The 25,592-nt window shown below is 41.0% G+C and carries 31 protein-coding genes; 14 read left to right on the top strand and 17 right to left on the bottom strand.

Features of this window, described 5'->3' with window-relative positions; genetic code table 11:
* Positions 1-120: 120 nt before the first annotated feature.
* Positions 121-864: an elongation factor P hydroxylase gene (locus tag SJY28_RS06370; RefSeq protein ID WP_379543841.1), complete on the bottom strand. Its 744-nt coding sequence runs from the start codon at positions 862-864 to the stop codon at positions 121-123.
* Positions 865-1,045: 181 nt separating this feature from the next.
* On the opposite strand from SJY28_RS06370, the gene SJY28_RS06375 reads away from it, so the two are divergent.
* The 6 genes from SJY28_RS06375 (at position 1,046) to lysM (ending at position 5,560) form a co-directional block, all read left to right on the top strand.
* Entirely contained in the window at positions 1,046-1,639 is a 594-nt protein-coding gene (locus SJY28_RS06375) for a YceD family protein (RefSeq protein WP_379543842.1), read from the top strand.
* A gap of 318 nt (positions 1,640-1,957) precedes the next feature.
* Entirely contained in the window at positions 1,958-2,140 is a 183-nt protein-coding gene (rpmF, locus tag SJY28_RS06380) for a 50S ribosomal protein L32 (RefSeq protein ID WP_057758809.1), read from the top strand.
* Positions 2,141-2,565: 425 nt separating this feature from the next.
* Positions 2,566-3,534, top strand: a complete 969-nt coding sequence (gene fabD / locus SJY28_RS06385) for an ACP S-malonyltransferase (RefSeq protein WP_379543843.1) — start codon at positions 2,566-2,568, stop codon at positions 3,532-3,534.
* The gene (fabG, locus tag SJY28_RS06390) at positions 3,531-4,259 is read left to right on the top strand and encodes a 3-oxoacyl-ACP reductase FabG (RefSeq protein WP_057758813.1); all 729 of its coding nucleotides are present in this window, start codon (positions 3,531-3,533) and stop codon (positions 4,257-4,259) included. Before fabD ends, fabG begins: the two co-directional genes overlap by 4 nt.
* A 271-nt stretch (positions 4,260-4,530) precedes the next feature.
* Positions 4,531-4,767, top strand: coding sequence for an acyl carrier protein (gene acpP, locus SJY28_RS06395; protein WP_057758815.1), 237 nt, complete (start codon positions 4,531-4,533; stop codon positions 4,765-4,767).
* A 283-nt stretch (positions 4,768-5,050) separates the two neighbouring features.
* Positions 5,051-5,560 (top strand): peptidoglycan-binding protein LysM, encoded by a 510-nt coding sequence (gene lysM, locus SJY28_RS06400; protein ID WP_379543844.1) that lies wholly within the window; start codon positions 5,051-5,053, stop codon positions 5,558-5,560.
* A gap of 160 nt (positions 5,561-5,720) precedes the next feature.
* Here the strand turns inward: lysM and queG are convergent, their stop codons facing one another.
* A complete protein-coding gene (gene queG, locus SJY28_RS06405; RefSeq protein ID WP_379543845.1) occupies positions 5,721-6,878 on the bottom strand; it encodes a tRNA epoxyqueuosine(34) reductase QueG in 1,158 nt (385 codons plus the stop codon).
* Positions 6,879-7,121: 243 nt separating this feature from the next.
* On the opposite strand from queG, the gene SJY28_RS06410 reads away from it, so the two are divergent.
* Positions 7,122-8,954, top strand: coding sequence for an NAD(P)H-hydrate dehydratase (locus SJY28_RS06410; RefSeq protein WP_379543846.1), 1,833 nt, complete (start codon positions 7,122-7,124; stop codon positions 8,952-8,954).
* 21 nt (positions 8,955-8,975) lie between these two features.
* On the opposite strand, the gene SJY28_RS06415 is transcribed toward SJY28_RS06410, so the two are convergent.
* On the bottom strand, positions 8,976-9,473 hold the full coding sequence (locus SJY28_RS06415; RefSeq protein WP_379543847.1) for a DUF4124 domain-containing protein: 498 nt from the start codon (positions 9,471-9,473) through the stop codon (positions 8,976-8,978).
* 990 nt (positions 9,474-10,463) lie between these two features.
* Between SJY28_RS06415 and SJY28_RS06420 the strand changes: the two genes are divergently transcribed.
* The 5 genes from SJY28_RS06420 (at position 10,464) to SJY28_RS06440 (ending at position 15,130) form a co-directional block, all read left to right on the top strand.
* Positions 10,464-12,176 carry an acetolactate synthase 3 large subunit gene (locus SJY28_RS06420; RefSeq protein WP_197411831.1) on the top strand — a complete coding sequence of 571 codons (1,713 nt, stop codon included), beginning with the start codon at positions 10,464-10,466 and terminating at the stop codon, positions 12,174-12,176.
* Positions 12,176-12,673, top strand: a complete 498-nt coding sequence (gene ilvN / locus SJY28_RS06425) for an acetolactate synthase small subunit (RefSeq protein ID WP_057758828.1) — start codon at positions 12,176-12,178, stop codon at positions 12,671-12,673. The genes SJY28_RS06420 and ilvN overlap by 1 nt, the downstream gene beginning before the upstream one ends.
* Before the next feature lie 134 nt (positions 12,674-12,807).
* Positions 12,808-13,824, top strand: a complete 1,017-nt coding sequence (ilvC, locus tag SJY28_RS06430; protein WP_101204856.1) for a ketol-acid reductoisomerase — start codon at positions 12,808-12,810, stop codon at positions 13,822-13,824.
* Between the two features lie 298 nt (positions 13,825-14,122).
* Positions 14,123-14,554, top strand: a complete 432-nt coding sequence (locus tag SJY28_RS06435) for a hypothetical protein (RefSeq protein WP_101204855.1) — start codon at positions 14,123-14,125, stop codon at positions 14,552-14,554.
* 363 nt (positions 14,555-14,917) lie between these two features.
* Positions 14,918-15,130: a cold-shock protein gene (locus SJY28_RS06440; protein ID WP_057758834.1), complete on the top strand. Its 213-nt coding sequence runs from the start codon at positions 14,918-14,920 to the stop codon at positions 15,128-15,130.
* 270 nt (positions 15,131-15,400) lie between these two features.
* Here the strand turns inward: SJY28_RS06440 and SJY28_RS06445 are convergent, their stop codons facing one another.
* From SJY28_RS06445 to SJY28_RS06510, 14 genes are all read right to left on the bottom strand, one after another.
* On the bottom strand, positions 15,401-15,610 hold the full coding sequence (locus tag SJY28_RS06445; protein WP_192520538.1) for a hypothetical protein: 210 nt from the start codon (positions 15,608-15,610) through the stop codon (positions 15,401-15,403).
* Positions 15,594-15,836: a hypothetical protein gene (locus SJY28_RS06450; RefSeq protein WP_192520539.1), complete on the bottom strand. Its 243-nt coding sequence runs from the start codon at positions 15,834-15,836 to the stop codon at positions 15,594-15,596. Before SJY28_RS06450 ends, SJY28_RS06445 begins: the two co-directional genes overlap by 17 nt.
* Before the next feature lie 9 nt (positions 15,837-15,845).
* Positions 15,846-16,334, bottom strand: coding sequence for a hypothetical protein (locus SJY28_RS06455; protein WP_379543848.1), 489 nt, complete (start codon positions 16,332-16,334; stop codon positions 15,846-15,848).
* A gap of 368 nt (positions 16,335-16,702) precedes the next feature.
* Entirely contained in the window at positions 16,703-18,814 is a 2,112-nt protein-coding gene (locus tag SJY28_RS06460) for a DUF3987 domain-containing protein (RefSeq protein ID WP_379543849.1), read from the bottom strand.
* A gap of 109 nt (positions 18,815-18,923) precedes the next feature.
* Entirely contained in the window at positions 18,924-19,091 is a 168-nt protein-coding gene (locus SJY28_RS06465; RefSeq protein ID WP_379543850.1) for a hypothetical protein, read from the bottom strand.
* Positions 19,081-19,413, bottom strand: a complete 333-nt coding sequence (locus SJY28_RS06470; protein WP_379543851.1) for a hypothetical protein — start codon at positions 19,411-19,413, stop codon at positions 19,081-19,083. The genes SJY28_RS06465 and SJY28_RS06470 overlap by 11 nt, the downstream gene beginning before the upstream one ends.
* Positions 19,406-19,603 (bottom strand): hypothetical protein, encoded by a 198-nt coding sequence (locus SJY28_RS06475; protein ID WP_379543852.1) that lies wholly within the window; start codon positions 19,601-19,603, stop codon positions 19,406-19,408. The genes SJY28_RS06470 and SJY28_RS06475 overlap by 8 nt, the downstream gene beginning before the upstream one ends.
* A complete protein-coding gene (locus tag SJY28_RS06480; protein ID WP_379543853.1) occupies positions 19,590-19,865 on the bottom strand; it encodes a hypothetical protein in 276 nt (91 codons plus the stop codon). The genes SJY28_RS06475 and SJY28_RS06480 overlap by 14 nt, the downstream gene beginning before the upstream one ends.
* Positions 19,858-20,145, bottom strand: a complete 288-nt coding sequence (locus SJY28_RS06485; RefSeq protein ID WP_379543854.1) for a hypothetical protein — start codon at positions 20,143-20,145, stop codon at positions 19,858-19,860. Before SJY28_RS06485 ends, SJY28_RS06480 begins: the two co-directional genes overlap by 8 nt.
* Positions 20,146-20,433, bottom strand: coding sequence for a helix-turn-helix domain-containing protein (locus SJY28_RS06490; protein WP_379543855.1), 288 nt, complete (start codon positions 20,431-20,433; stop codon positions 20,146-20,148).
* Between the two features lie 3 nt (positions 20,434-20,436).
* Positions 20,437-20,691, bottom strand: coding sequence for a helix-turn-helix transcriptional regulator (locus SJY28_RS06495; RefSeq protein ID WP_379543856.1), 255 nt, complete (start codon positions 20,689-20,691; stop codon positions 20,437-20,439).
* Positions 20,692-20,806: 115 nt separating this feature from the next.
* Entirely contained in the window at positions 20,807-21,604 is a 798-nt protein-coding gene (locus tag SJY28_RS06500) for a hypothetical protein (RefSeq protein ID WP_379543857.1), read from the bottom strand.
* Between the two features lie 140 nt (positions 21,605-21,744).
* A complete protein-coding gene (locus SJY28_RS06505; protein WP_334222064.1) occupies positions 21,745-22,047 on the bottom strand; it encodes a hypothetical protein in 303 nt (100 codons plus the stop codon).
* A 37-nt stretch (positions 22,048-22,084) separates the two neighbouring features.
* The gene (locus SJY28_RS06510) at positions 22,085-23,422 is read right to left on the bottom strand and encodes a tyrosine-type recombinase/integrase (RefSeq protein WP_379543858.1); all 1,338 of its coding nucleotides are present in this window, start codon (positions 23,420-23,422) and stop codon (positions 22,085-22,087) included.
* Positions 23,423-23,718: 296 nt separating this feature from the next.
* On the opposite strand from SJY28_RS06510, the gene SJY28_RS06515 reads away from it, so the two are divergent.
* Entirely contained in the window at positions 23,719-24,288 is a 570-nt protein-coding gene (locus tag SJY28_RS06515; protein ID WP_379543859.1) for a DUF421 domain-containing protein, read from the top strand.
* 450 nt (positions 24,289-24,738) lie between these two features.
* A complete protein-coding gene (locus SJY28_RS06520) occupies positions 24,739-25,488 on the top strand; it encodes an electron transfer flavoprotein subunit beta/FixA family protein (RefSeq protein ID WP_057758837.1) in 750 nt (249 codons plus the stop codon).
* The last annotated feature ends 104 nt before the right edge of the window (positions 25,489-25,592 follow it).

Below are 25,592 nucleotides of genomic sequence, written 5' to 3' on the forward strand. Positions count from 1 at the left end.
TCGATATCTTTAAAATACCACTTCAATTATCAGTATAGCTCAAAGCAGATATAAGTTTAGTGGCAAGGCGTTACCAACCGTAGAAAATCGTTAATAAGTAGGGACGCTTAGTAATTTGAATTAAGCGTTGATTTCAGATGAAGAGGTGCAAGCGCTAAGTAAAGCAGTCAGCAAAGTCTTAGCGTCACGCGGCAGAGTATGAGGTTTGGCTATATAGCCTTCTACTTGCTGATAGACATCAATAGCAAAGGTGCTACTACTAGTGTCGAAGTCGGCAAACAAGTTATCTTGTGAGACTTGGAAATTTCGTCCACACGCCAAGGTGAACAAACACTCTAATGCTTGAGGTTTGATTTCTACACGCTCAAATGCCTGCTGCTGCGCCGCTGATCGTCCATCTGGTGCATACCAGTAACCAAAGTCAGATAGTTGTCTACGAGCATCACCAGCCACGCACCAATGACTGATTTCATGCAGAGCACTGGCAAAAAATCCGTGAGCAAATTCAATTCGAGCGGGTTCATTATCTTGAGCTGGAAAATACTCGGGTTCATCATTGCTACGAGCCAATATAACTTCCTGATTAGCGAACAAAGTATTAAATAGCTGTATGAGCCAATCGGTAGCTAATCGTTCGCTATCAATTATCAATTCTGCTGTGTGAGTATTGTCAAATTGAGTAATAGACAACTCTTGCCACTGACTTCTTAATTCGTTTAAATACTCATCTTTATCGAAGCACAGTCTATTATTAGGAACATTTTCAGTATGACCCCTTAATTGAATAAGCTGTTGTAGCAACGAACTTGCTTCAGCAGGAGGAAGTAAGTCAGAAAAATTCATTTTATTATCGGATAGATTCATAGAGAAGACATTGACTTAATAAATACTAAAGACAAAAAACTTTAGGTAAAAGGTAAGTAGTAGAAGAGCTTAAACAAATTTACTATCAAAAAATCTTAACATACTAGCGCTAGCAGAATATGGCACTTTCCGTTAGTATGGCAGGCAATATTATACACCGTTTTTATGAATGAGGCCGCGCATGTCAAGCACTCCAGAAACTAAACCGTCAGCACCTCACGCTGACAATAAAAAAGCGCCTGTATCTACTGGCATGCCTGAGCACATCTCCTTAGATAAGTGGGCAGACACTGGTTACGAATGGTCAGGAGAGGTCAAGCCAAGCTCGTTTGATCGTCTTGCTACTACTTTGAGTACTGAACATGAGCAGTCAGACATACAGCTCAACGCTAACTTGTATCGTCGTAACAACGTCTTGCATTTAGCATTTACTTTGACAGGTGATGTTTGGCTAACTTGTCAGCGCTGTTTACAACCAATCGCGATAGACTTGTCTGATGATTATGACATCGCGCTACTAGAAAACGATAGTCAGGTTCGTTTAGTTAAAGATGAACAAGATTATTTATTACTGGATGAAATCGTCACCGAGCAATCTCCAGAGCGTCTGTTACCATTTAAGAAATTGGTAGAAGACGAAATCTTGCTCAAAACGCCAATGGCGCCAAAGCATGACGATTGCGAGATGTCTGTTGAGCAGTTTGGTGAAATACCAGAAGAAGAGGAAGGTGAAAATCCTTTTGCTGCTTTAGCCTCGCTAAAAGGCAAAATATAAGCGCCAAAATTATCTACTCGATGCATTTAAAAAACCTTTTATCAGCTTTGTACAGAAGAGTGCGAGGCAGGGCTTTATTAATTTAATAAACATGCGTATAATGTCCGGTTTATTGCATTCGAGCAACCTGTTGCTTGCTGATAGAAACTGACTGGGTAAATTTTTTATAGAATTCAGCCTTGGTCAGTGCTTTATGTGAGTGGCAATCTATTTAACTAATGATGCTTAAGACTTAGGTTGTTGTGATTATATAGCCTCTGTCAGTATCGACTTAAGCTGAATTTCAAGCTTATCCCTTTTAAGTATAGGAGCTATATCATGGCTGTTCAAAAAAGTCGTAAAAGCCGTTCTCGTCGTGACATGCGCCGTTCACATCACCGTATGGAAATTGCTGAACTAAGCGTAGATGCTACTACTGGTGAAAAACATCGTCGTCATCACATGACTAAAGATGGTTTCTACCGTGGTCGTCAACTGTTCAAAGTCAGCCAAGACGCCTAAGACATTGGCTCTACGATAGCTTAGGCGAAGATAGTAATAGTACTGGTGACTATTATTGTTTTTGCCTAGTTATTATTAGTCAATAAGCTTTGAGCTAAAAAAAGCCAAGTTATTTCGCTATCATATATTATGTGGCTGGATAACTTGGCTTTTTGTTATTTATAGCTAGACTCATTGCTTAATTCGCTTGTTATTTTTAGTAGATTTAAAAATGTGCTGATATAATCTGCTCCTTTAGTTTGAGCAGCGTTACTCTTGCTGTTTGGTTTGCATCCGCTATGATAATCGTGTCTGTCAGTGTATAGTTTACTGACAATCCGTTTTCTTGCATAAATACTTGAAGTAGCGGCCTTGTATAACATCTAATAATATAATACACCCCATTGTTTTTAGGGATATTTCTAATCAGATAAGGAATATTGGTTATGGCTTCTGTACCCGATATGGTAAAAAAGCAACCCGCTCGTATCGCGGTTATTTTTCCTGGACAAGGATCTCAAGCAGTCGCAATGACGAGTGAGCTTGCCGAAATCTATCCAGAGATACGTGATACATTTACCGAAGCGAGTGAGGCGCTTGGTGAGGATTTGTGGGCAATCTGTCAGGACGAAGAAAAACTCAATCAAACCCAATATACTCAGCCTGCGCTTTTGACAGCTAGTATTGCTATTTGGCGTGTCCTACAACAAAAAATAGAAGAGACGCCTTGTTATTTAGCTGGTCACTCTCTAGGCGAGTACAGTGCCCTGTGTGCTGCCAATGTGATATCGCTGGGTGATGCAGTCACCTTAGTATATAAGCGCGGTCAGTTGATGCAAGAGGCCGTTGTAGGTGTCGATACTGCTATGGCAGCAGTACTAGGACTAGAAGACAACCGAGTCGAAAACCTGTGTGAACAAGCAACCGAACACGTTGATGATGCCGTAGTCGGTGCAGCCAACTTTAATAGTCCAGGACAAGTGGTTATCTCAGGTAACGCTGCTGGTGTTAATGCTGTTATTGATAAAGTCAAAAACACGGGCAAAAAATCTGTTCCTCTAAAAGTGAGTGTGCCTTCTCATTGCGCACTTATGGAACCTGCCAGCAATGCATTGGCTAAGATACTAGCGGGTATCAAGTTTGATCAGGCAACCATTCCTGTTATACAAAATCGCTATGCACGCGTTGAAACCAGTGCGGTTGGAATCAAGCAAGCATTGACTGAACAGCTGAGTGAGCCAGTATTGTGGTCAAAAACCATGCAAGAGCTGGCTGATAAGCAAATTAATATCTTAATCGAATGCGGCAGTGGTAATGTACTGAGCAATTTGGCGAAGCGTCAGGCGCAGCCAATCGCCAGCTATCCTACTGACAAGCCTGCCCGTCTAGAAAAATTATTGGAGGTGTTATCATGAGCCGTACGATCACATTAGTAACTGGCGCTAGCCGAGGTATTGGCAAGGCAGTGGCCAAGCGTTTTGCTAAAGAAGGACATTTTGTCATTGGAACTGCGACCACTGAAAAAGGCGCTGAGCTTATCGATGACTACCTGCATGATACTGGTGGTATTGGTCGTGTTTTAGACGTACGTGATACTGCTCAAATTGACAAACTGTTTGAAGAGATCGAAAGCGTCTACGGCGCGGTACAAGTATTGGTTAACAATGCAGGTATCACTCAAGATGGTCTACTGATGCGGATGAAAGATGAAGATTGGGAAAATGTGATTGATACCAATTTGACATCGGTATATCGCATGAGTAAACGTGCCGTACGCGGTATGATGAAAGCACGCCGTGGTCGTATTATCAACATTACCTCTGTCGTCGCTCAAATGGGCAATGCAGGCCAATCTAACTATGCGGCGACCAAAGCTGGCGTAGAAGGGTTTAGCCGTACGCTTGCACGTGAGATTGGTTCACGCCAAGTGACCATCAACTGCGTGGCACCAGGCTTGATCGAAACGGATATGACAGATGAGCTTGATGAGCGCTTATTGAACTCTATGTTAGATGCTGTACCTATCAGCCGTCTTGGTCAGCCAGAAGACATCGCTGCAGCGGTACATTTCTTGGCTAGCGACGAGGCTAGCTATATCACAGGTGCTGTCATTCCTGTCAATGGCGGCATGTATATGTAGCCAATATACGAGCGTTACATAGTTATAATAAAAAACTGTGTGAACGAGTGTAAACTATAATAAAGGGTGCTATAATGACGGATACTTTTGAGTCAAAGCCCTGTATGATAGCAGGGCTTTATTAGACATCAGACAGACTGTATAACATGTCATAGAGTACTCAGACAGCATTGCTGGTCTGGCAAACGCATTTTATATACCATGCTATAGCGTTTAAACAAGGCGATATAGCAGTTTATTAAAAATAATAGATGATAACGGAGTGATCTACATGAGTAATGATATCGAGCTAAGAGTAAAAGCAGCAGTAGCTGAGCAACTAGGTATGAATGTTGAAGACATCAATAACGATGCTTCATTCATGGAAGACCTAGGTGCAGATTCTTTAGACCTAGTTGAATTGGTTATGTCATTTGAAAGTGATTTTGGTATCACTATTCCTGATGAAGATTCTGCAGAATTGACTACTGTTCAAAAAGCAATCGATTACGTACAAGCCCAACTATAATTTGCTACTTATTTAGCAGATTTATAATGCCGCTTATCTGATTAGATAGGCGGTTTTTTTTATGGGCGCGTGATTGTTATTTTTAAACGCAGTAATCGAATTTAACATTGACTACGTCAATTCAACATTATTCAACATACTATTACTATCTACATCGACTCACTTTATCTATACTCATAATAGTAAGTCGTAGAAAAAGACGCCAGTTAGATTTTCAGTATATTGTCTGACTATGTGTTTTATTAAAAGAATGATAAATAATAATATTTCAAGGAGTAGATATATGGGTATGTTTAGCTTTGCAAAAGATATCGGTGATAAGATTTTTAACCGTGATGACGAAAAGCATGATGCTAAGACAGAAACGAAAGCAGATGCTAATACACAAGTAAAAAGCAGTGAACCGAGTGCACAATCAGTTGCCAATATTCTGTTGCGCCGTATTCAGCAGCAGAATCTCAATATCAGTAACCTGAAAATTAAATACAATGGTTCTACAGATACTGCAGAAATTAGCGGTAATGCTAAAACTCAAGCTGACCGTGAAAAAGCAATTATCGCTATCGGTAACGTGCAAAACGTTGCAAAAGTTATTGATAACATCGATATCGAAGAAGATGCACCTGAATCTACAATGTATACGGTAAAGTCTGGTGACAGCTTATCTAAGATTGCTAAAGAAGTTTATGGTTCATCTGGTGATTATATGAAGATATTCGAAGCAAACAAGCCAATGTTATCTGATCCAGATAAAATCTATCCAGGTCAAGTACTACGCATTCCTAAGCCATAATTCTAGAAGAAGCGTATAGAAAGGTAGTGTATAGAAAGATAGTATTTTGAATATGACATTCTAATAAAAAAGTCTCTTATTATTAAGAGGCTTTTTTTATGTTGTACACTTCAAATAAACACTTTATTTCAGTGACATTTGATAGTTATAAAGTGATTGGTTAATTAGTCGAGTCTAGCTTGTTGTGCTGCTCAGCTAGAGCCCATTCGATATGCTCATCTAGCATGTCATTATGTATGGTTAATTTAGATTTTAACTGTTCGACTACTTCTAAGCTGGCATTAGCATTGCCAAGGCCGATAGCGATATTACGTAAAAAATTCACATAGCCGGTGCGTCTTAGCGGACTACCTTGAGTGTTCTTCATAAAGTCGGCTTCTTTCCAATGCCATAGTTCAAGCAAGCTACTATTGTCTAATCCATGTCTTGGTGCGAAGTCATCGACGGTAGTCAGATTGGCATAACGATTCCATGGACAGATTAACTGGCAATCATCACAGCCAAAAACCCTATTGCCAATTGCGCGTCGATATTTGGTATCGATGACGCCATCATGCTCGATAGTTAAATAAGAGATACAAGCAGAAGCGTTGAGCTCATGGGGCGCTACAATTGCTTGAGTAGGGCATATGTCAATACAAGCGCTACAACTACCGCAATGCTCCTTAACTGGTTTGTCATCGGGTAGCTCAAGGCTCAAAAATAGCTCACCGAGTACAAAAAATGAGCCAGCTTGCTTATTTATAAGTAGTGTATGTTTACCTGTCCAACCAAGACCTGCTGCATCTGCAATCGGCCGCTCAAAGATAGGCGCCGAATCGCTAAAAGGTCTAAACACAAATTCTTTCTCTGAACCGATATCTAAATGTTGCCATTCAGGAAGCATTGTTTCTATCTTTAAAGCCAATTGCTTTAAACGACTACGCATCGTTTTGTGGTAGTCACGCCCTCTTGCATAACGCGCAATGATGCCTTTATTAGGGTGATCGTTATCAGTGACAGCACGCGGTGTGGGTGCTTGAGTTAGATAGTCCATACGTACGCTGATGATGGTCTTTGCGCCTTCGACTAGCTGATCAGGATGAGCGCGGAGATCATGATTATTATGCATAAACTGCAGTTGACCCTCATAGCCTTTATCTAGCCACTTCTGTAGTTGTTCAATCTGCTTAGTAAACAAAGGATGATGCACAGATAAAAAACCACAATCAGCAAATCCTAGTGCCTGTGCTTGTGCTTTGATCCACTGCTTAACATCAGCTGTAGTTGCAAACACAGTTGGATTGGTAATGGTAATTTTGTTTTTATCAGTAGGCATGAGAGTAGGTGCTTATTAGATGTTTTCTCGTTTGTTTTAATCAGATTATTCATATCTGACAATCAGCGGTAATGTAAATACCGCTATGATAAGCCAGTGAGCAATGAGTGCAAGTATAAAAGAAAATAAACTCATATTCATATTGATACATAAGTCGAGGTAAGCTTTTGCTAAGCTGATATGAGAAATGAGCAACCAAATTTAGACAAAATAAAAAATGAGTAGAAACACCAGGGATAAGTTATGAGAAATAATACCAATTTATCATCTATACCAAATACAAAACCTATTGCGTTATATAATAGTGAGCAGGTTTATGCGATGGAACAGGCTTGGTTTGTAGAGGGATACGACAGTTTTGGTTTGATGAAACAAGCTGCTTGGCAAATGACACAGCAAATAGAACAGATTTATGAGCAAAGAAACGTCAGTACTAGCTATTCTGCCAATACTAACGTTTATCACCGTAGCGCTCATCCACGTCGAGCAAGTATTTGGGTAGGGAGAGGTAACAATGGCGGTGATGGTTGGCTTATCGCTTATTATCTACAGCAAGCTGGCTGGCAAGTAGAAGTAATAACGGTTGGCTTTAGCGAAAATGATTTTGATCTCCATGATCAATCAGTAACTTCTAAAACTCCTAGAGGTAAAGATAGCGATAGTAGAAATATAACGGACGCGACAAAGGCATTACAGATAGCTTTAGCGAGCAACTGTCACTATCAACGATTTGAAGATATTATTAATCATAATGGTTCGGATAAAAGAAAATTTCCAGCTGATGTCTATATTGATGCATTATTTGGTATTGGCTTAGATCGTGCACCAGAAGGCGTTTATAAATCAGCTATTAACGCCTTCAATAGTCTTACTCAGCAAAATAACGCCTTAGCAATTGCAGTCGATATTCCGAGTGGGTTAGTGGCCTCTACCGGTGAGGTGTTTGAGCGCATGGCAATACAAGCTGACGTGACTCTATGTTTGATTGCGCGTAAGTTTGGTCTGCATACTAAAGATGGTACAGACTATAGCGGAGACATAGTCGATATACCGTTGATACCTTATCAAAAGGTATGTCAGCAAACAGTTAGCCATCATATGATAGCTGAGAAAAATGCCAGTCAAGCATTTACGCCAGTTGCTACGCTGCTGACGGCTGCACATAGTATGCAGCCGCGTCGCCAAAACAGCTATAAAGGTAGCTATGGTCATGTGCTAGTCATTGGCGGAAATCGTGTTGATGGCTCACAAGGTATGGGCGGCGCTGCCATACTGTCTGCGGCCAGTACGATGGCGACAGGCGCCGGTAAAATAACAGTTGCCTGCCATGAGGCTTTTCATGGGTCGTTACTGACCTCATTGCCAGATGCGATGACCGTTAATCTACATGACGCAAGCGGCGTAAAAGGTTTGATTAAGCAGGCTAGTGTTATTGCCATTGGGATGGGGCTTGGCCGTGATAAAAAAGCCAAAGCATTATTTATTGATTATGTACAGGCTGCTATAGAGAATGAAAAATCAATTGTGATCGATGCTGATGGTCTTTATTACTTGGCATCACTACATAGAGAAAATCATGAGCTAATAACAAAGCTACGAGAATATAGTGCTAATCATCGGGTTTGCTTGACGCCGCATAGTGGGGAAACAGCTAGATTACTTGAGCAAAAAGTAAGTAAGATTGAGTCAGATAGACTGCAAGCTATAAAACAGTGTGCCGCAGCATATGGTGGTGACTGGGTATTAAAGGGGGCAGGATCATTAGTGCTAGAGCAAGAAGAGGGAAAAGAAAGAGTATATGTCTGTAATGTGGGTAATGCTGGCATGGCAACCGCTGGCATGGGTGATGTGCTATCTGGGGTAACCGCTGGACTATTGGCACAGCAAGATTTATCAGCAGAGGCACGTAGCTTGCATCAAGCGGTTCTTATACATGGGTTTGCAGGAGATGTATTAGTAAATCAAAGGAACAATCATTATAGCGACACCAATACATTGCTAGTGGGGCAACGAGGGCTACAAGCTCAAGATATGCTAGCAGCCATTCGTCATGTAATGCAGCTTATGATAGTTTGATGTATTGCTTGAGATAGAGAGTTAAGTAGAAGAGTTAGCACAGTATTGATCAATCGCCTGCTGTACACGCTCGCGCTTAAGCTCAATTTCACGACCATCTAGATATTGACGCTTACCGTTGGCATCCATTTCATAGATACGGCCGCCGACATTGAGGTTGGTCAAGTTATTACGTAGTGATTGGCAGCGCTGAGCATTTTCTTTTGCATCTTGCTCTTTAATACGTGCTTCCAATTGTGCAATTCTTTGCTCTTCTGCAGTTTGGGCATTATTACTCTGGTTGGGATCTGTTTTTCCTGCCATTTGGCCTGCGTTACTTTGTCTACCGTCACTACGAAATTCAATCAGTTCGATATTTTTACCGATCTGAGGGGCATGTTGACTATATTTAACTTCGCCATGCGCTCCAATAGACTTATAAACCTGAATAGCCTGACTGGCGTTCATAGACAACATTAGCATACACGCGGTACTCGTTAATAATTTGGCTGCGGTATTTATCTTAGACGCATATGCCATAATAGCAATCCTCTCATGTAGTAAAAATCAAATGTATATAGGTGTAAATATAACACTTGAGCGTTTAATTAGTAGTAATAATGTATCTACTTCTGATTCTAGCAAATAATACTTATCAATGTATATTATTTAATAACTAATAGTTTGGGATAGGCTTTAGAAGTTTTTCTTGACAATAACTCGCAAACCGTCGAATATAATAGCAGTTGATTGGTCAGTGAGCGGCTTTTACGATGTTGCCGTGGCACTTGAGAATGAGAACTACGAGTTACTTATCGGTAGCTTACGCAGTTTTATTTCCTTTGTGATAATGATATAGCAAGTATGGTGGCATAACGACCACTGTTGATAGCGATACATTGTCTCCGGACTTATCTGTCTACAATGACTAAGATAAACTTATTATTTGAAATGTGCTAAATGTGTTTTTAGCAGTTGTATCAAAAGCGATATAGTATGACGTTAAGAAATTTCCCCAAAGCCTATTGTAAGTTTTAAAAATCTTATAATTTAGTATTGGCCATGAAGTTTTTTTGCTTGTATATATCGATGCATCTGTACAAATAAAGTCACACGAATAAAGTCACAATAGGTACTTGCTAGTATCGAACCTCAATAATAAGCGCCTTCTTTTATAGATGCACTCGCATCTTGTCACTGTATATCGATAAATATCCATCACAAAGCTGACCTAAAATACACTGCTATGTTTGATTAGTATTGTCCTATCAGACAGTGTTAACTAAACCTATTACGCAGATATTCTTGATATGGACAAGAATTAGCGATCATTCAATAAGTAGAAATAACGACGGTAAGTGATTATTTTTGCTCATAGAATCCCGCAAATTCTCGCCGCAAAAAAAGGTGATGACAGTGACGCAAACCACGCAAAGTCCGAACATGACGGGACATACCCAAACGGGTAATGCCGCCAAAAATTTTGAACAAAAGCAACAACGTCTTGCAGAAGGTAGTGCACAGCCTGTGATGCTATCGGGCGCTGAAATGCTGGTGCAAGCACTGACTGACGAAGGTGTCGAATACATCTTTGGCTATCCAGGTGGCGCGGTCTTACACATTTATGATGCGCTGTTTCAGCAAGAAAATATTGAGCACATCTTAGTACGTCACGAGCAAGCAGCGGGTCACATGGCCGATGCTTATTCGCGAGTGACTGGTAATACTGGCGTCGTGTTGGCCACATCAGGCCCTGGTGCGACCAATACCGTGACAGCTATTGCTACTGCCTTTATGGACTCTGTACCAATGGTTGTAATCGCAGGTCAGGTGCCAAGCAGCCTAATCGGTGAAGATGCTTTCCAAGAAACAGATATGGTAGGTGTATCACGTCCTATCGTTAAGCATAGCTTTCAGGTACGCCATGCTAGCGAAATTCCAATGATTGTAAAAAAGGCATTTTATATTGCACAGACTGGTCGCCCAGGCCCTGTCGTCATTGATGTGCCAAAAGACATGACTGCGCCTAGCGAAAAATTCGCTTACGAATATCCAGAAGAAGTATTTATACGCTCTTATCAGCCGTCACTCAAAGGCCATAGCGGTCAAATCAAAAAAGCCATTGAAACGCTATTAGCAGCGCAGCGTCCTGTTGTATATGCAGGTGGCGGTGTGATTTGGAGCAATGCGCACGAAGAATTAACAGATCTTGCACATCGTTTGAATTTACCAGTGACCAATACCTTGATGGGTCTTGGTACATTCCCTGGCTCTGATCGTCAGTTCTTAGGTATGCTTGGCATGCACGGTACTTACGAAGCCAATATGAGCATGCATCACGCTGATGTGATTTTAGCTGTCGGCGCGCGTTTTGATGATCGTGTGACCAATAACGTTAAAAAATTCTGCCCTAACGCAACCATCATTCATATCGATATCGATCCTGCGTCAATTTCAAAAACGATTCTTGCGCACATTCCTATCGTAGGTGATGTGAAGTCGGTCTTAACGGACATGCTAGAGATTGTTGGTCAAGACAAGCAGTTAGAGCAGCACGCATTGCTCGATTGGTGGTCACAAATTAATGAGTGGCGTAAGCGTCATGGTTTACGTTATGACACCAGTACAGATAATGGCATTAAGCCACAAAGTGTCGTACAAGCTCTAGATAAAGTGACTAACAGTAACGCTATTATCACAAGTGACGTCGGTCAGCATCAGATGTTTGCGGCACTTTACTATACTTACAATGAGCCACGTCAATGGCTGAATTCAGGTGGTCTTGGTACCATGGGTGTTGGTCTGCCGTATGCAATGGCTGCCAAACTTGCCAATCCTGAGCGTGATGTGGTTTGTATTACTGGTGAAGGCTCTATTCAGATGAATATCCAAGAGCTATCAACCTGCTTGCAATATAACTTACCAGTTAAAATTCTGAACATTAACAATGCGCAGCTAGGTATGGTGAAGCAGTGGCAAGATATGCTGTATGAAGGTCGTCATGCCCAGTCTTATATGAACTCCTTACCAGATTTTGTCAAATTGGCTGAAAGCTATGGTCATGTCGGTATCAAAATTACTGACCCTGCGACTATGGAAGCACAATTAGCTGAAGCAATGGCTATGAAAGACAAACTGGTATTTATCGATGTTTACGTCGATCGTAATGAGCATGTATATCCAATGCAAATCGCTGGACAGGCCATGCGTGATATGTGGTTAACAAAAGGGGAGCGTACCTAATGCAACAACAACATCTGATTTCGGTATTGATGGAAAACGAAGCGGGTTCGTTGTCGCGGTTAGTCGGCTTGTTCTCGCAACGTGGCTACAATATCGAAACTTTGAACGTCGCGCCTACTGATGACCCAAGTATCTCACGTCTAACGGTTACGACCATTACGTCACCTGAAAGAATTGAACAGATCACCAAACAATTGCATAAATTGATTGAAGTGGTTAAAGTGCTTAATCTGACGGAGAACGTACACGTTGAGCGTGAATTGATGCTCATTAAAGTCCGTGCAACAGGCGGTGTTCGTGAAGAGATTAAACGTAGCGCAGATATTTTCCGCGCACAAATCGTCGATGTAAATTCGAACTTATATACGATTCAAATCGTGGGCGACAAAGCCAAACTTGATGGTTTTATCGATGTGATTGGCCGTGAGCGTATTATGGAAGTGGTTCGCTCAGGTGTGATTGGTATTGCCCGCGGTGAAAAAACCCTAAGCATTTAATTATTTATCAAAACCAGTTTAAACCAATATTTATTTATCTAATCAACAAAGCGCTTATCTTAGTTATTATATTGACTACAGCATAAGCGTTTACTATCCATGGCAAGCCATGATTGAGAACAAGGACTCTATTTATGAACGTTTATTATGACAAAGATTGTGACCTATCTATTATCCAAGGTAAAAAAGTTGCCATTATCGGTTACGGTTCACAAGGCCATGCACACGCGCTTAACCTACAAGATTCAGACGTCGATGTAACTGTTGGTCTACGTGCAAACTCAAGCTCATGGAAAAAAGCTGAAAATGCTGGCCTAAAAGTTGCTGAAGTAGAAGAAGCGGTAAAAGCTGCTGACGTTATCATGATTTTGACGCCTGATGAGTTCCAAAAAGAGCTTTATAATGATGTGATCGAGCCGAACATCAAAGAAGGCGCTACACTAGCTTTTGCTCACGGTTTTGCAATCCATTATAACCAAGTGGTACCACGTGGCGATCTTGATGTCATCATGGTTGCACCAAAAGCACCAGGTCATACTGTACGTTCAGAATTTGCTAAAGGCGGCGGTATCCCTGATCTTATCGCTATCTATCAAGACGCTTCTGGTCAAGCCAAACAGTTAGCATTGTCGTATGCTGCTGGCGTTGGTGGTGGTCGTTCAGGCATCATCGAAACAACGTTCAAAGATGAGACTGAAACGGATCTATTCGGTGAGCAGGCCGTACTTTGTGGTGGTGCAGTAGAGCTAGTTAAAATGGGCTTTGAGACGCTAACAGAAGCAGGCTATGCACCAGAAATGGCTTATTTCGAATGTCTACATGAGCTAAAGCTTATCGTTGACTTGATGTATGAAGGCGGCATCGCTGACATGAACTACTCAATCAGTAACAACGCTGAATACGGCGAATATGTTACTGGCCCTGAAGTTATCAACGAGCAGTCACGTGAAGCCATGCGTAATGCACTAAAACGCATCCAGTCTGGTGAATACGCGAAGATGTTCATCTCTGAAGGCGCAACCAACTACCCATCAATGACTGCGCGTCGTCGTAACAACGCTGATCATCAAATCGAAATCACTGGTGCTAAGCTACGTGGCATGATGCCATGGATCGGTGGTAACAAAATCATCGATAAAGACAAAAACTAAGTCTTATACAGATAAAAGTTTTATTCAGATAAAAATCTGATTTAGATGCAGTAGCCCGTGTTATCACTTGATAGCATGGGTTTTTTTTATGCAAAGTATTTGATAGGCGCTTTGCGCTTTGATTTGAATCGGGGTTATCGGTTGAAAACCATTAATTGCTACCCAATATAAGCAGGCACCTTAACATTGGCAAAAGTGCCTTTACGATCAACATTCATCATTGTTCTTACCCGTTTCTAAGTAATTGAATCGGGTGAATGCTTCATTCTCACTTTCTATAGATAATAGGTTGTATGCTGTGCAAATATCTTATTCAGACTGGCTAACGCCGCAATTCGTATATATTACTCTTAGCGCTGTGGTAGCAGTTTTAATTTGGATAGAAGGGGAGATGCTCAAACAGACCGATGGTAAACTGCCTCAATCTAAGTTCTTCAAAGTCAGTTCATTGTTAGATACTCTATGGTTCTTCATATCAGTGGTGATTTTATACGTTATTGATTTGACCCCGTTAGCTATCGCAGTGCCTGCTGCATATGGCATATACACGACCTTTGGTTGGATATATGGTACCAAGCTGCTGAAGCGCAAAGGCATCCCTGACTCTCCTAAAGATTTGGTCATTCCAGCCAAGTATATTGCCTATAGTCAGTCATTTTCATTGGTGTTTTTTGCGTTATGTTTGCTCGTATTGAGTTCAGCATGGCTACCGACATCACCATTGCAGTAACTAATCTTCCAACCTGCTATCATCTATGTCGACTTATTTAATTTGTGATTTACTGATGAAGTTGTATTATATCTATAAATAAAAACTATTTTATATCAATAAGATATAGAGCTGATTACTATCGATGTTAGCTTGCAACAATGGTTAGTATTTATTTACAAAAATCAGCAATTTAGACTGTTCCTACCATGGAAAACTGTTATAATCAGACTGTACTCAAAATATTTGAGGCAAAAAATCCAAATTTTCTTTAAGATTGTTTAGCATTTTTGGCCGCCGCATTTAGCAGAAAATATTAGGGTATATATCAATTAATCGGTGATGACACAAGTCTCGCCAACAGTTAAAGAGTCAGGAAAATTTATGTCAGATAAAGTTGAAGGCACTGTAAAGTGGTTTAATGAAGCTAAAGGTTTTGGTTTTATCGCTCAAGACAACGGCGGACAAGACGTATTCGCTCACTACAGCGCTATCCAAGGTAACGGTTTCAAAACTCTAGCCGAAGGCCAAAAAGTGTCTTTCATCTTAGGTGATGGCAAAAAAGGCCCACAAGCTGAGCAAATCGAAGCTATCTAATCTCATTTATTATTAGGCTAACTGCTTGCCAGTAAGCTTAATGACAATAAGATTATTAATACGCATTGATTACTTTGTTTGTTAAAACAATAAAAATACTGTATCGACTTTAAAAAGAAGCAACCTCTTATCAGGTTGCTTTTTTTATTCTTAAGTTATTGATTTTATTAGTTGTTTATAAATGGCGCTAAGATTTGGTAGCCGTTTTGGTAGCCAGTAGCTTTATTTTTTGGTTATTGGTAGCCATAGGGTAGGGTAATTATTTAGCTGTTACCTGTCAGGTTTGCGAGCGTTCTTAACATTAACTATGATTTGTACTGGCTGTGGTTCGTTATTAAGTTCGCTGTCTGCTTTATCAAGTCCTAGTAATTTAGCCTTAGCTAGTATTGATGCCACCATAGCAGACGCTTGGCCGTTTTCTTTGGCTGTCTGTCTTGCATCGTCCAATTCTTTTATTAAGTCATTAACTGTTACTTTCATAAGTTACCGCCCTTGTATGCTCATCGCTTGATAGCTCGTTCATTAGATCACTGATTGACTGCACAGCATCGGCATTAACATCTCTAATCTGTGGCTTATCTAATCCTAGTAATTTAGCTTGGCTAATGGTGGCCATGATTAAGGCGTTTGGGTTTCTATCCTCAATCGCTATCTGCTTGGCTAACTGTAAATCTTGTATCAGGTCGTTAATGTCAGGTAGTCGCATCTTTTAGCCTCAATGGGTGCAATTTAGTTTATCAAGTGTTGATTGCCATACCTTAGCTGTTAGCTGCTCATGCTCGTTCACCAGCTTGTTATACGTGCTGTGGTGCATGCCTTTAGGACGTTCACCAATGCCGTGGGCAATCCCTGCTTGCCAGCCTAAACGCTGTCTAATCGTATGTAAGCGACTGAATAAGCGGTCTATTGGTTGCTGTAACTGCGAGCCATAATTAGCGCCTATACAATGACGGCATACATACACGCCAGCACAATATAAAACACTGACACGCTTTGAGCATTTAGGGCATAGCCACCAATGACGATAGCCGCCATAATTGCATGGGGTCTTTGATACCTGAATAGAGTAGTCGTAAGCCTTGCCACGGTATTGATAATTAATATCTATAAACGGTTCGGCTGCTTGTTTCATCTGTTGGCGATATGTTGAGATATTAATCTTTGAATAGTCGCTAAGGCTGCGAGTGGTGGCAATGGCTGGCATGATGATCTCTAATTGTTATCTAAATCATTAGGTAAATTCATCTTTATCATAACATAGTGAATATATTTAACCTTATGTTTTCTATACTTAGATAATAGTTATATCTGCAATATCACTTTATACCCTATAAAAAGCTGCTTAAGTTGCTTAAATTGGCTGTAACGTATGAATGGTAAGCGATTGGCTTAAGATAGGCGTTTGCTTAAGTCTGCTTAAGTTGCTTAAGTTCATCTTGAGTAAGGCTGTTTTGAGTTCAGTTTAAGCAGTTTAAGCAAGCTTAAGATTTGGCTGTCTTAACAAAAAGCCCCTAACCATAAAGGATAGAGGCTAATTAAGCAGTTTAAGCAAGGTTTCTTAGGTATCAAACATTACTTATAAAGTTTTGGATTAATAGAGATAACTTTCATGCGGCCCTCTAATTCTTGTTTGATATGTCCAGCGGCTTCTAACTTATCAAGCTCATTTTGCAATAGCTTGGTGTTTTTACGCATCGGACTAGGTGCATTATTTGATATGTATGTCCTACCTAGTTTATGCGGTGTTTTACCCCTCGCTTTATCCACTAGCCAGCCGCTTAACTTCTCACTGTCGTTCTGTTCACCTGTGGGCATTGCATCAAGATAGCGTAAGCGTTCGGTTGTTGAATATTCTACTAACATAAAGCCGCGTTTTATATCATCAGTGGTAACGGTCTTGCGGCTATCAAAGAATGCCATTAGTGAGGCTATGCGCGTGGCATTTTCTGCCATACGTGAGGCGTACGCTTTGAGATACTCTAAAACCTGTCCGCTTGCTTGGCGGTTCTCTATCGCTTGCATGCCGTCCTCAAAAGCTTGTAATGCTTCATTGCTTGCCCATTGCATTTTAATGCGACTAGGTGCGCCTGTGCTGTCACTAGGTAGATTGGCTGGCAGTGGGTCAAGTAAGCTTTGACAGCGTGACCAGTAGTCTATTAAGCAAGGGTTATCATGTGGCCTGTCATTTCTACGCTTTGGATCATTCCATACTCTTTTACCTCTTAAGTCCTCAGGGCAAGCAATCATAGCCCGTGCTAAAAATCCTTGTCCGCTCATTAGTGGGTCGGTTAATGCTTTCTCTAAGACTACGCGCTGTCCTTGTAGTAAAAAAGTCATACGCACATCATAAGCTTTGGTTCTTGGGTTTGCGTAAGCGTTCTTTTGCGAGCGTGTGCGCCCTGCTATACCACTACTATAAAGCTTGGTTATCGCGCCTAACGCACTGCCAGCGGTGTCACTTTTCATGGTGTGGCCATTAAAGAACTGGCCTGCTTCATCAGTGGATAAACTGGCGTTATACATCTCACCATCAACAAAACGATCAATAAGTGGTTCAATCGTTGCATCATCAAACATAGTAACGGGATTAGGCGGCTTTGGGTTTTCATCTAAAAAAGCGGCTCTGTCTTTACCTTTTAGACTTAATAAATTATTTTCCCATGATGATACGTCACTTAAATAATTAGAATATAGCTGCTTCTCATGCTGATCTATCTTAAAGTGACTTAAGCCCATTACTTGTGTTTTGCCTGTACCACTTTCGCCCTCTGTAATGATAATAAGGCTCGTTGGCTTGTGCTCGCTGCCCATCGGTGCATCAATATGTGCTTGCCCTATATGCGCTATTGCACCTAAAACGGCTTGTCCTGACATTGCTAACGGTACTTGTGTATAGTTAGCAATCGCTTCTATTGGCTTTCGTAGTATCGGCGGCCATGCCTCTATTGGGTAGCGTGTCGGTTTGCTGGGGTCACTTGCAAGCGGTTCAGGTGTAGGCCATGCCACGGCTTTAAGGTCGATTATCTTTGTATCATCAAGGGCTAATATATCGGCATAACTTAAGCCGCCATATTCTAAGTGCTCTAATACTGTTCTGTCACTGGTCACTACTACCTTTACGTTATGACCTGCCAGCGGCTTGCTTACTTCGTCTGCCTTGTTTAATGTCGTAAAGACAGTAACGGGCCTATCTTGTGATAAGTGCTTAACGGTGTCATTAAAAAGCCACTCATTAGGACTGATAGCCATTGTTACATGGTCAGCTTTTAAGCATTCAGCTAACGCCATACCATCATCAAGGTTGCTTGCTGCGATAAGCTCGCTATCATTGCTCGATGGGCCAATAAAGTAAGCAGACGGCTGGCTAGTATCGGTTATGATCGGTTTGGTATGATTATTAGCATTCAAGCATAGTAAGCTTACCGCCTCATAATCTTTGTTATGCAAAACTAGCCCTATAGTGCCTACTGTGTCTAGCCTTTCGCCTGCATTTTCTCCTTTGGTTACTGTTACCCTGTCATCAATAACTATTAAGCTTTTAGGGTTCAATAATGGGTAGTTTTGGGCTAAAATATTAAAGCCTGATAGTGCTTCAATAGTTGCTATTGGATAGTCGCCTAAAATGCCAGATAAGCCCACCTTGCCGTGGGTTTTTTCTTGGCTGTCTGTTGGTGTGGTGGTCATTTATTACCCCTTGCTTTTGACTGGTTCGGCTTGCGCTGCTCTCTATACTTCTTGTAGTAGCTCTTACGCTTGGCGTGCTTACGGCTCTGTTTGGGTGGGTAGGTTTTCATTATTTGCCCTCCTTGTCTTGCGCCTGTGCCTGTTTAGCTGCTTGCTTGATTTGATAGTAGCGGCTGCCTTGTGTGTCCTTTCTTTTCTGCTCTTTGCCATGCTTTGACTTTGCATAGGCAAGTTGAGCGTCCATAAAGGTTTTAGGGTTATCGTTATCAGTAGGCACAAGCATCTACCTTACCAAAGCCAGTTTGGGCTAATGGTTCGTTGATAATGTCCAGTTGACTGTAAAGCAGATTAATCCAAGTATCGGCGGCATCTTGCGATAGACGGGCCAATGCTATGGCGGCATGGGGTTCTATTTGACGGGTAGCGATAAGGTGTAGCAGTTGCCCTATGTCATGCAATGCAGTAGCAGCGCCGTTAATGTCACATGCAATATCGGACAGCATGATAGACGGCATTAAGATCACTTCGTCATCATCTTTATTGGTAAGGTCTATAACTTTGCGCTGGCTCGTTTGAGTAGTTGTAATTGAGTTATGCATGAGTAGTTACCTTTGATTTTATGAATGTTTGGACGTTGACGGGCTGGCATGAGGCGATTAGTAGTAGCATTAACAAACAAGCCATGACTGATAAAAAGCCAGTAAAACTACGCTTACTTTGTTTAGGTGGCTGGTTACCACTGTGCTGCCCGTGGTCGGCTTTTAGATTGCTTTTGTTATCGTTGGTCATTTCTTACGTCCTCCACGTTAAAGGCTATTTCTGCTATGTTTTTTGACAGCTCTTTGAGTGACTCCACTTGTCGGCTGCCTGTCGGTAACAAGCTGCCTAACATTTTTACTTCTATTTCTGCTAATTGGGTCATGGTGTTAATGATGTTTACATTAGCGTGTAAGGTAATGATTAATTGGTCTATAAAGTCATCAGGTATCATCAGCACGCCTTCATCTTTTAGCGCGTCCATTACTTGAGTTGTAAAATCGTCATTACTCATGGTCTGTTGCCTCCGCTTGGTACGGTAATGCGTGCTCACAAAACATATCGCTAACAATACCTGCCAGCTCGCTACTGGCATAAAGTGCTGCTTTGACTGCCACAAGTACGCCTTGGCTAACATCGTCTTTTGTATTGATAGCATCTAGCGCGGTGGCTAGGTGGTCGGTATTAATATAAATATCTTGTACGCGGTCATTCATAAGACGTAAGTAAAGGCTATCCACAGTCACTAGGCGGCTGGCTGGGGTGTCGATTGATATGCTAGGGTGGTTATTCATTTAGTTCACCTCACTGTTAGATAACTCACTTTCAAGTAATGTTTGTTCATCAAGCCAATAGACCGAAAAACGCTTGTCATTGTGCGTGACTATCTCGCTTTGAATGGTTAGCCCTGCGGTTCTTAAGTCATGTATGCGCTGGGCTAGGCATGTGATTTGATAAAGGCGGTATGCGTCCCATGTGGTGATCGTTGCCCCTGTCATCAGGTGCGCTCTAACAATCTCTATCTGTGTCTTAGGTGCTGGCTCGTTGGTCACTGGGGCGGTGGTGTTGGCTGTGGTCATCATGGCTTACACCTCACTAGCGGTTGAAGTGTGATTTTCGAGCCATAGCAATAGGTCGGCATTCCTAAACATTGGAATACCGTTTACATTGATAGGTTTTGGGAATTTATCAGCTTTCCACCAGCGTCTTAGTGTTTGGTGGTGTAGTCCGATTAGGTCGGCTGTAGGCTGAATGCGTGAATAGCCTTGAGGGTTTAATGGGGTAGGCTGTTCAGTAGTGGTAGGTTGGCTGTTATTGATGGTTGGATTAGTATGGGTCATAAGATCACCTGTTAGTTAATGATTAGTAACAGGTGTCATATTAGGATTATGATAGATAAGGCGGTAGATGGGCATTCTAGCTTGAGGGGGTCAAACTAGAAAATAGGCTTAATAGTTACCTATCAATACATTTATTTTTTAAGCTATTGAGAAATGCAGCATATTCTTCATTGTATAGGCTGTCATATAAAAGCTTTTGCTGCTTAACATCGGCTTTCTTCTTAGGCATTTTCCCATTTTCTATCTTTTGCGTAATCTCTTTGGGTATAACGCCTGTTTCTTTAAGCCATTTAACGATAGTTTCAGGTGTCTGGGTTAGGCCTGTAAATCTCTTAACAAGCTTTGCTACGTGTATAGGCATTAATACATTAGATACATCTTTGTCCCATATATAATCAGCCATAAGGGTAGCTGTATTCTTTTGAAAGTAAGACGATTTTTCTATGGGTAGCGGTCTGTGAGTAAAAATAAAGGTGCTTATCTTAGTAAGTGTTTTATAAATCTCTAATCCTAAGGCGTACTTCTCATGTTCTTGGCAAATATCGGCCAGTGCTGCCAGTGTTAGGCAGTCTATTAATGCTCTACGTATTTCAGGATTGTCTATGTACGTTCTAAAAAAAGTTCGGGTTTGCAGCTCTTTATAAATATTGTCTAAGGCATCAGCGCAAGCGTTTTTAGCTATAGAGTATGGCCTTGTGGCTATAGCAAAATACTCATCTTTTAGCAGCTTAAATATATCAAGCTGTATTTTATGCAAAAAAAGTATTGTAGTATTTTCATCTAATTTTGGGGCTATATGATTTATTAATAATGTCAGGTTTTCTACTTCATTACAGTTTTTCAATAAGTTACTTATAAGCTTTGAGGGGTTGCCCTCTAGTTCAATCAACTCATTATTAACATCTATTTCCATCAGTCATGCCTTACTTGTCATTCATACCTTAACAAAAATAGGTGCAAGGCATGCCAGCCTAAGGCATGAAATGGCTGGCGTTCGGGTAATTAGTCCTAGCCTTGCATGGTCATTGTAGGGGTGTTATCCGCTAGATAGGGTTATGCTGTTAATCGTCTATCGCGTCTTACTAGGCTTTCATAATAGCCAGTGATCTTTAAAGTGATATTGTCATGCTTTTTAGATAGGCGTTGCATCTCTGTAACTGCCAACTCATAAGGGAATGAGTTCATTAATGTTTTGCCGTCATCTGTTTTAAAGTCGATAGGCTCACCATCTTGTAAAATAGAATAACAAGGTGAGTATTCAAAGCCGTCATATTCTGCACCATCTGGCGGTAGGTTATCCCAAAATGCGCGGTCATCTAATTGCTGGCGTGTTGGTTTGGTGTCTAGTGTCATCATTGTTGCTTCTCCATTGGTGGGTTTTGTTGGTTAGGTTTTAGCCGTGTTTTTGCTTGGCTGCTTTCTTAAAATCGGCATGAATGACATTATCAAACTTGCCAGCCTTTATATCGTCTAGGTGGTTCGCCCATCTGGTCATCATACGCGTTCTATCATCTATTGCCGTCATGCGGTTATATGCTTTGCCGTACTTATTCAGCATTGCGTGGCCTAGTGCTAGTTCGGTTATCAATTCATCATAGCCTAGTCGTTCCATTAGCATGGTTTTTGCGCTGGCTCTAAACCCGTGGGGGCTGTGAATATGTTTGTAGCCTTTACCGTCATTCATTAACTCACTGTTTAGCACTTTATTAACTTCTTGCATGTGGTGATAGGGTGCTTTTTTGCGTCTGCTATTATGGAATACATATTTTTGATCGCTTGTCAGTGGCTGCATACGCTCTAATATGGCAATAGCTTGCGGTGCTAGGGGTATGATTATACTGTTCACCATATCGCCCCGTCCTTTGCCTTTTTGCGGCTCTAAATGCCATTGCTTGGCGTTCAGGTCAATATCTGCCCATTGCATAGAACAAGCATCACCAATGCGAACAAACGTAAGGGCTAATAGCTGTAAGATGCTTTTGTTATAAAGCTGGCTTGTATTGTCTAGCTGGTCAATATCTCTTAGCAGTTTAGCAAATGCGGTAACGTCATTACTTAACGCTGGGCGGTGTTTGACCTTATGGTTTTTAAGCGTTCCTTGTAGGTCACTTGCTGGGTTGTACTCAATAATCATATGAGCCTTTGCAATCTGTAAGATGCTTTTTAGTAGTGTTCTTACTCTTAACCCTTTGTAAGTGTGCTTTTTTTGAATACCATTAACAAACTTAATAACGGTACTAGGGGTTATATCTGTAACTCTCATATGCCCTAGCTGGGTTTCAATCGGTTTTAGTAGCTCTTTATTTTTGCTAATAGTACCTGCAGATAGATTTTTGCTGGCTTGAATATCACGCCATTCATTAATGAAGTGCTGTAAGGTGTTTTGGCGGTCTGTTATGTCTTTTTGCTTGGTATCGGTTCTATGCTCTATTGGGTCTATGTCTTTAGCTAATAGCTGCATGTTGTCGTTGTGATATTGACGGGCATCGGCAAGGCTTAACGCTGGGTATTGTCCTAGCGTCATGTAAGGCCGTTTGGCAGTGATAGGGTGGGTGTAACGGTGTCTAAAGTCGGCTGTAGCGTCTTGGCTGTCTTTCTGTGGCCTAACTCTTAGCTCTAGGCCCTTATAGCCTGCAATGGGGTAACTGGTCATCTTGCCAGCTTTGATAGTGTCTTTAATTGCTCGCTTAATTTGGGTATCGGTTGTTAAGTCTGTTTTGATCGTCATCATATCACCTGCAAACTGGTAGCCATTTTGGTAGCCATTTAATTGGCTTTTTCACACTTGTACAAACGTTATCACAAGTGACATATTAGCACTAAAGGCATGTGAAATAAAGGCTTTGAGATTATCAGGTTTTATCAGGCTTTATCAAAAGATGACCTCTTATCAGGTTGCTTTTTTTATGGGACTTTTTTGATAGGCCAAAGTGTTCTTTACATAAGGTGCTATTGATTTTGACGGTCAACATCATCAGGTAATAACAAATAACGATTTAATAAAGATGTAATAGACAAGGTTGTATTATGAAGTGGGAAAACTGGCTTTCAATTGACTGGCAACAGGTGCTCGGGATTTCTTTATCTGCTATAGGCTTTTATGTAGGACTGATGTTGTTTACTCGATTGATGGGTTTACGCAGTTTTTCCAAGCTATCAAGCCATGATTTTGCGATGACGGTTGGTATTGGTAGTATATTGGCGTCGACGGTATTGTCAGATGAGCCTTCTCTACTTCAAGGGTTATTTGCTGTTGCAGTATTATTCTTAATTCAGGGCGTTATCTCAATTATCAGGCGCAAAATAAAACCGCTAAAAGCTTTGATAGATAATCAAGCTATTATCCTAATGGCTCATGGTGAGTATTTAGAAGACAACTTAAGAGAAGCCAATCTTAGTACTAGTGATGTTCAGGAAGTGCTACGTAAAAATGGTATCAAAGCGAAAACAGAAGTGTTTGCAGTGATTATGGAGACGACAGGTGATATGAGTGTTATCAAGAATAATGAGATTGAACCTGATTGGTCTTTATTTGATGATATACGTGATAGCGAATTATTGCTTGATGCTAGTAAGAATGTTAATTCGCAGGTCTAGATTGCCTAACTATTCTCATCCGTTAACTTTGAAGAGATAAATAATAACAAAATATTAAGTAAAGCTAAGGCTTAGAGTGCTATAAAGGGTATAAGAATTTTGAGCTGTTGAACCATGAAAATCGTGAAACGATGCGCTTATAGAGTATTTATTATAGAGTGTTGACAAATTTATGACGCATTATTCACGGCGTTGTCTTGACCTTATCTGCCTGCTGACGCAAGATACATAGGTCTGATAATAACGGTTGGCTTAGCTTTAGCAGATTTCATTAGTAAGAGATACAATGCTAATATGCTCTTAGATATTGGCTCATCTTTCTTAGTTAACTATATTCTGTTGATGTAGTAATAACCTTGAGCAGTATTTTGAACGACAATTTGAACCACAACGAACCTTTGGTTCTTAACTGACAATTTTTAACTCATAACATTAATAAACGAGGAACGTATGAAAGCATTAGTAGCGGTCAAGCGTGTCATTGATTATAACGTAAAAGTTCGTGTAAAAGCCGACAACTCTGGCGTTGACTTATCAAACACTAAAATGTCAATCAACCCTTTCGATGAAATCGCAGTAGAAGAAGCGGTTCGTCTAAAAGAAGCTGGCGTCATTGATGAGATCATTGTTGCTTCAATCGGTCCGAAAGAGTCACAAGAGCAGATTCGTGCAGCCCTAGCACTAGGTGCTGACCGTGGTGTGTTGGTCGTAAGTGACGAAAAACCATATCCACTACAAGTTGCTAAGATTCTAAAAAGTATCGCCGAAGCTGAAAGCACTGATATCATATTATTAGGTAAGCAAGCGATTGATGATGACAACAACCAAACTGGTCAGATGCTAGCGGCATTGATGGGTATCGGTCAGGGTACGTTTGCATCAGAAGTGAAAGTTGAAGGCGACAAAGTAAACGTAACACGTGAAATCGATGGCGGCCTACAAACTGTTGCACTTGATTTGCCAGCAGTTATCACGACTGACCTACGTTTGAATGAGCCACGTTATGCTAAATTGCCTAACATCATGAAAGCGAAGAAAAAGCCACTTGATGAGAAAACACCAGCGGATTTCGGTGTTGATATGACATCTAAGCAAGAGATTATTAAAGTCGTGCCACCTGCTGACCGTAAAGCTGGTATTACAGTAGGGTCAGTTGATGAGTTGGTCGATAAGCTAAGAAACGAAGCAAAAGTCATTTAATGTTTTAATGATTGGATACTTCGCTACGGCATATCTTGTGCAAGGCTATGAATTTGACTGCTTTATTTCATACTAAATGATAGTTGCTCAAATAGCTTTGTGCA

This window comes from Psychrobacter sp. R86515 (assembly GCF_042466315.1).
Taxonomy (GTDB): domain Bacteria; phylum Pseudomonadota; class Gammaproteobacteria; order Pseudomonadales; family Moraxellaceae; genus Psychrobacter.

Coding starts and splice junctions, on each gene's coding strand:
- SJY28_RS06490 (WP_379543855.1), bottom strand. CDS start 20,433: ATGATGACCACAGCCAACACCACCGCCCCAGTGACCAACGAGCCAGCA.
- SJY28_RS06515 (WP_379543859.1), top strand. CDS start 23,719: ATGAAGTGGGAAAACTGGCTTTCAATTGACTGGCAACAGGTGCTCGGG.
- SJY28_RS06445 (WP_192520538.1), bottom strand. CDS start 15,610: ATGAAAGTAACAGTTAATGACTTAATAAAAGAATTGGACGATGCAAGA.
- SJY28_RS06460 (WP_379543849.1), bottom strand. CDS start 18,814: ATGACCACCACACCAACAGACAGCCAAGAAAAAACCCACGGCAAGGTG.
- rpmF (WP_057758809.1), top strand. CDS start 1,958: ATGGCTGTTCAAAAAAGTCGTAAAAGCCGTTCTCGTCGTGACATGCGC.
- fabG (WP_057758813.1), top strand. CDS start 3,531: ATGAGCCGTACGATCACATTAGTAACTGGCGCTAGCCGAGGTATTGGC.
- ilvN (WP_057758828.1), top strand. CDS start 12,176: ATGCAACAACAACATCTGATTTCGGTATTGATGGAAAACGAAGCGGGT.
- SJY28_RS06510 (WP_379543858.1), bottom strand. CDS start 23,422: ATGATGACGATCAAAACAGACTTAACAACCGATACCCAAATTAAGCGA.
- SJY28_RS06375 (WP_379543842.1), top strand. CDS start 1,046: ATGTCAAGCACTCCAGAAACTAAACCGTCAGCACCTCACGCTGACAAT.
- acpP (WP_057758815.1), top strand. CDS start 4,531: ATGAGTAATGATATCGAGCTAAGAGTAAAAGCAGCAGTAGCTGAGCAA.
- SJY28_RS06440 (WP_057758834.1), top strand. CDS start 14,918: ATGTCAGATAAAGTTGAAGGCACTGTAAAGTGGTTTAATGAAGCTAAA.
- SJY28_RS06480 (WP_379543853.1), bottom strand. CDS start 19,865: ATGAGTAATGACGATTTTACAACTCAAGTAATGGACGCGCTAAAAGAT.
- SJY28_RS06500 (WP_379543857.1), bottom strand. CDS start 21,604: ATGGAAATAGATGTTAATAATGAGTTGATTGAACTAGAGGGCAACCCC.
- fabD (WP_379543843.1), top strand. CDS start 2,566: ATGGCTTCTGTACCCGATATGGTAAAAAAGCAACCCGCTCGTATCGCG.
- SJY28_RS06415 (WP_379543847.1), bottom strand. CDS start 9,473: ATGGCATATGCGTCTAAGATAAATACCGCAGCCAAATTATTAACGAGT.
- ilvC (WP_101204856.1), top strand. CDS start 12,808: ATGAACGTTTATTATGACAAAGATTGTGACCTATCTATTATCCAAGGT.
- SJY28_RS06455 (WP_379543848.1), bottom strand. CDS start 16,334: ATGCCAGCCATTGCCACCACTCGCAGCCTTAGCGACTATTCAAAGATT.
- SJY28_RS06505 (WP_334222064.1), bottom strand. CDS start 22,047: ATGATGACACTAGACACCAAACCAACACGCCAGCAATTAGATGACCGC.
- SJY28_RS06410 (WP_379543846.1), top strand. CDS start 7,122: ATGAGAAATAATACCAATTTATCATCTATACCAAATACAAAACCTATT.
- queG (WP_379543845.1), bottom strand. CDS start 6,878: ATGCCTACTGATAAAAACAAAATTACCATTACCAATCCAACTGTGTTT.
- SJY28_RS06420 (WP_197411831.1), top strand. CDS start 10,464: ATGCTATCGGGCGCTGAAATGCTGGTGCAAGCACTGACTGACGAAGGT.
- lysM (WP_379543844.1), top strand. CDS start 5,051: ATGGGTATGTTTAGCTTTGCAAAAGATATCGGTGATAAGATTTTTAAC.
- SJY28_RS06450 (WP_192520539.1), bottom strand. CDS start 15,836: ATGCGACTACCTGACATTAACGACCTGATACAAGATTTACAGTTAGCC.
- SJY28_RS06520 (WP_057758837.1), top strand. CDS start 24,739: ATGAAAGCATTAGTAGCGGTCAAGCGTGTCATTGATTATAACGTAAAA.
- SJY28_RS06370 (WP_379543841.1), bottom strand. CDS start 864: ATGAATCTATCCGATAATAAAATGAATTTTTCTGACTTACTTCCTCCT.
- SJY28_RS06475 (WP_379543852.1), bottom strand. CDS start 19,603: ATGACCAACGATAACAAAAGCAATCTAAAAGCCGACCACGGGCAGCAC.
- SJY28_RS06495 (WP_379543856.1), bottom strand. CDS start 20,691: ATGACCCATACTAATCCAACCATCAATAACAGCCAACCTACCACTACT.
- SJY28_RS06470 (WP_379543851.1), bottom strand. CDS start 19,413: ATGCATAACTCAATTACAACTACTCAAACGAGCCAGCGCAAAGTTATA.
- SJY28_RS06485 (WP_379543854.1), bottom strand. CDS start 20,145: ATGAATAACCACCCTAGCATATCAATCGACACCCCAGCCAGCCGCCTA.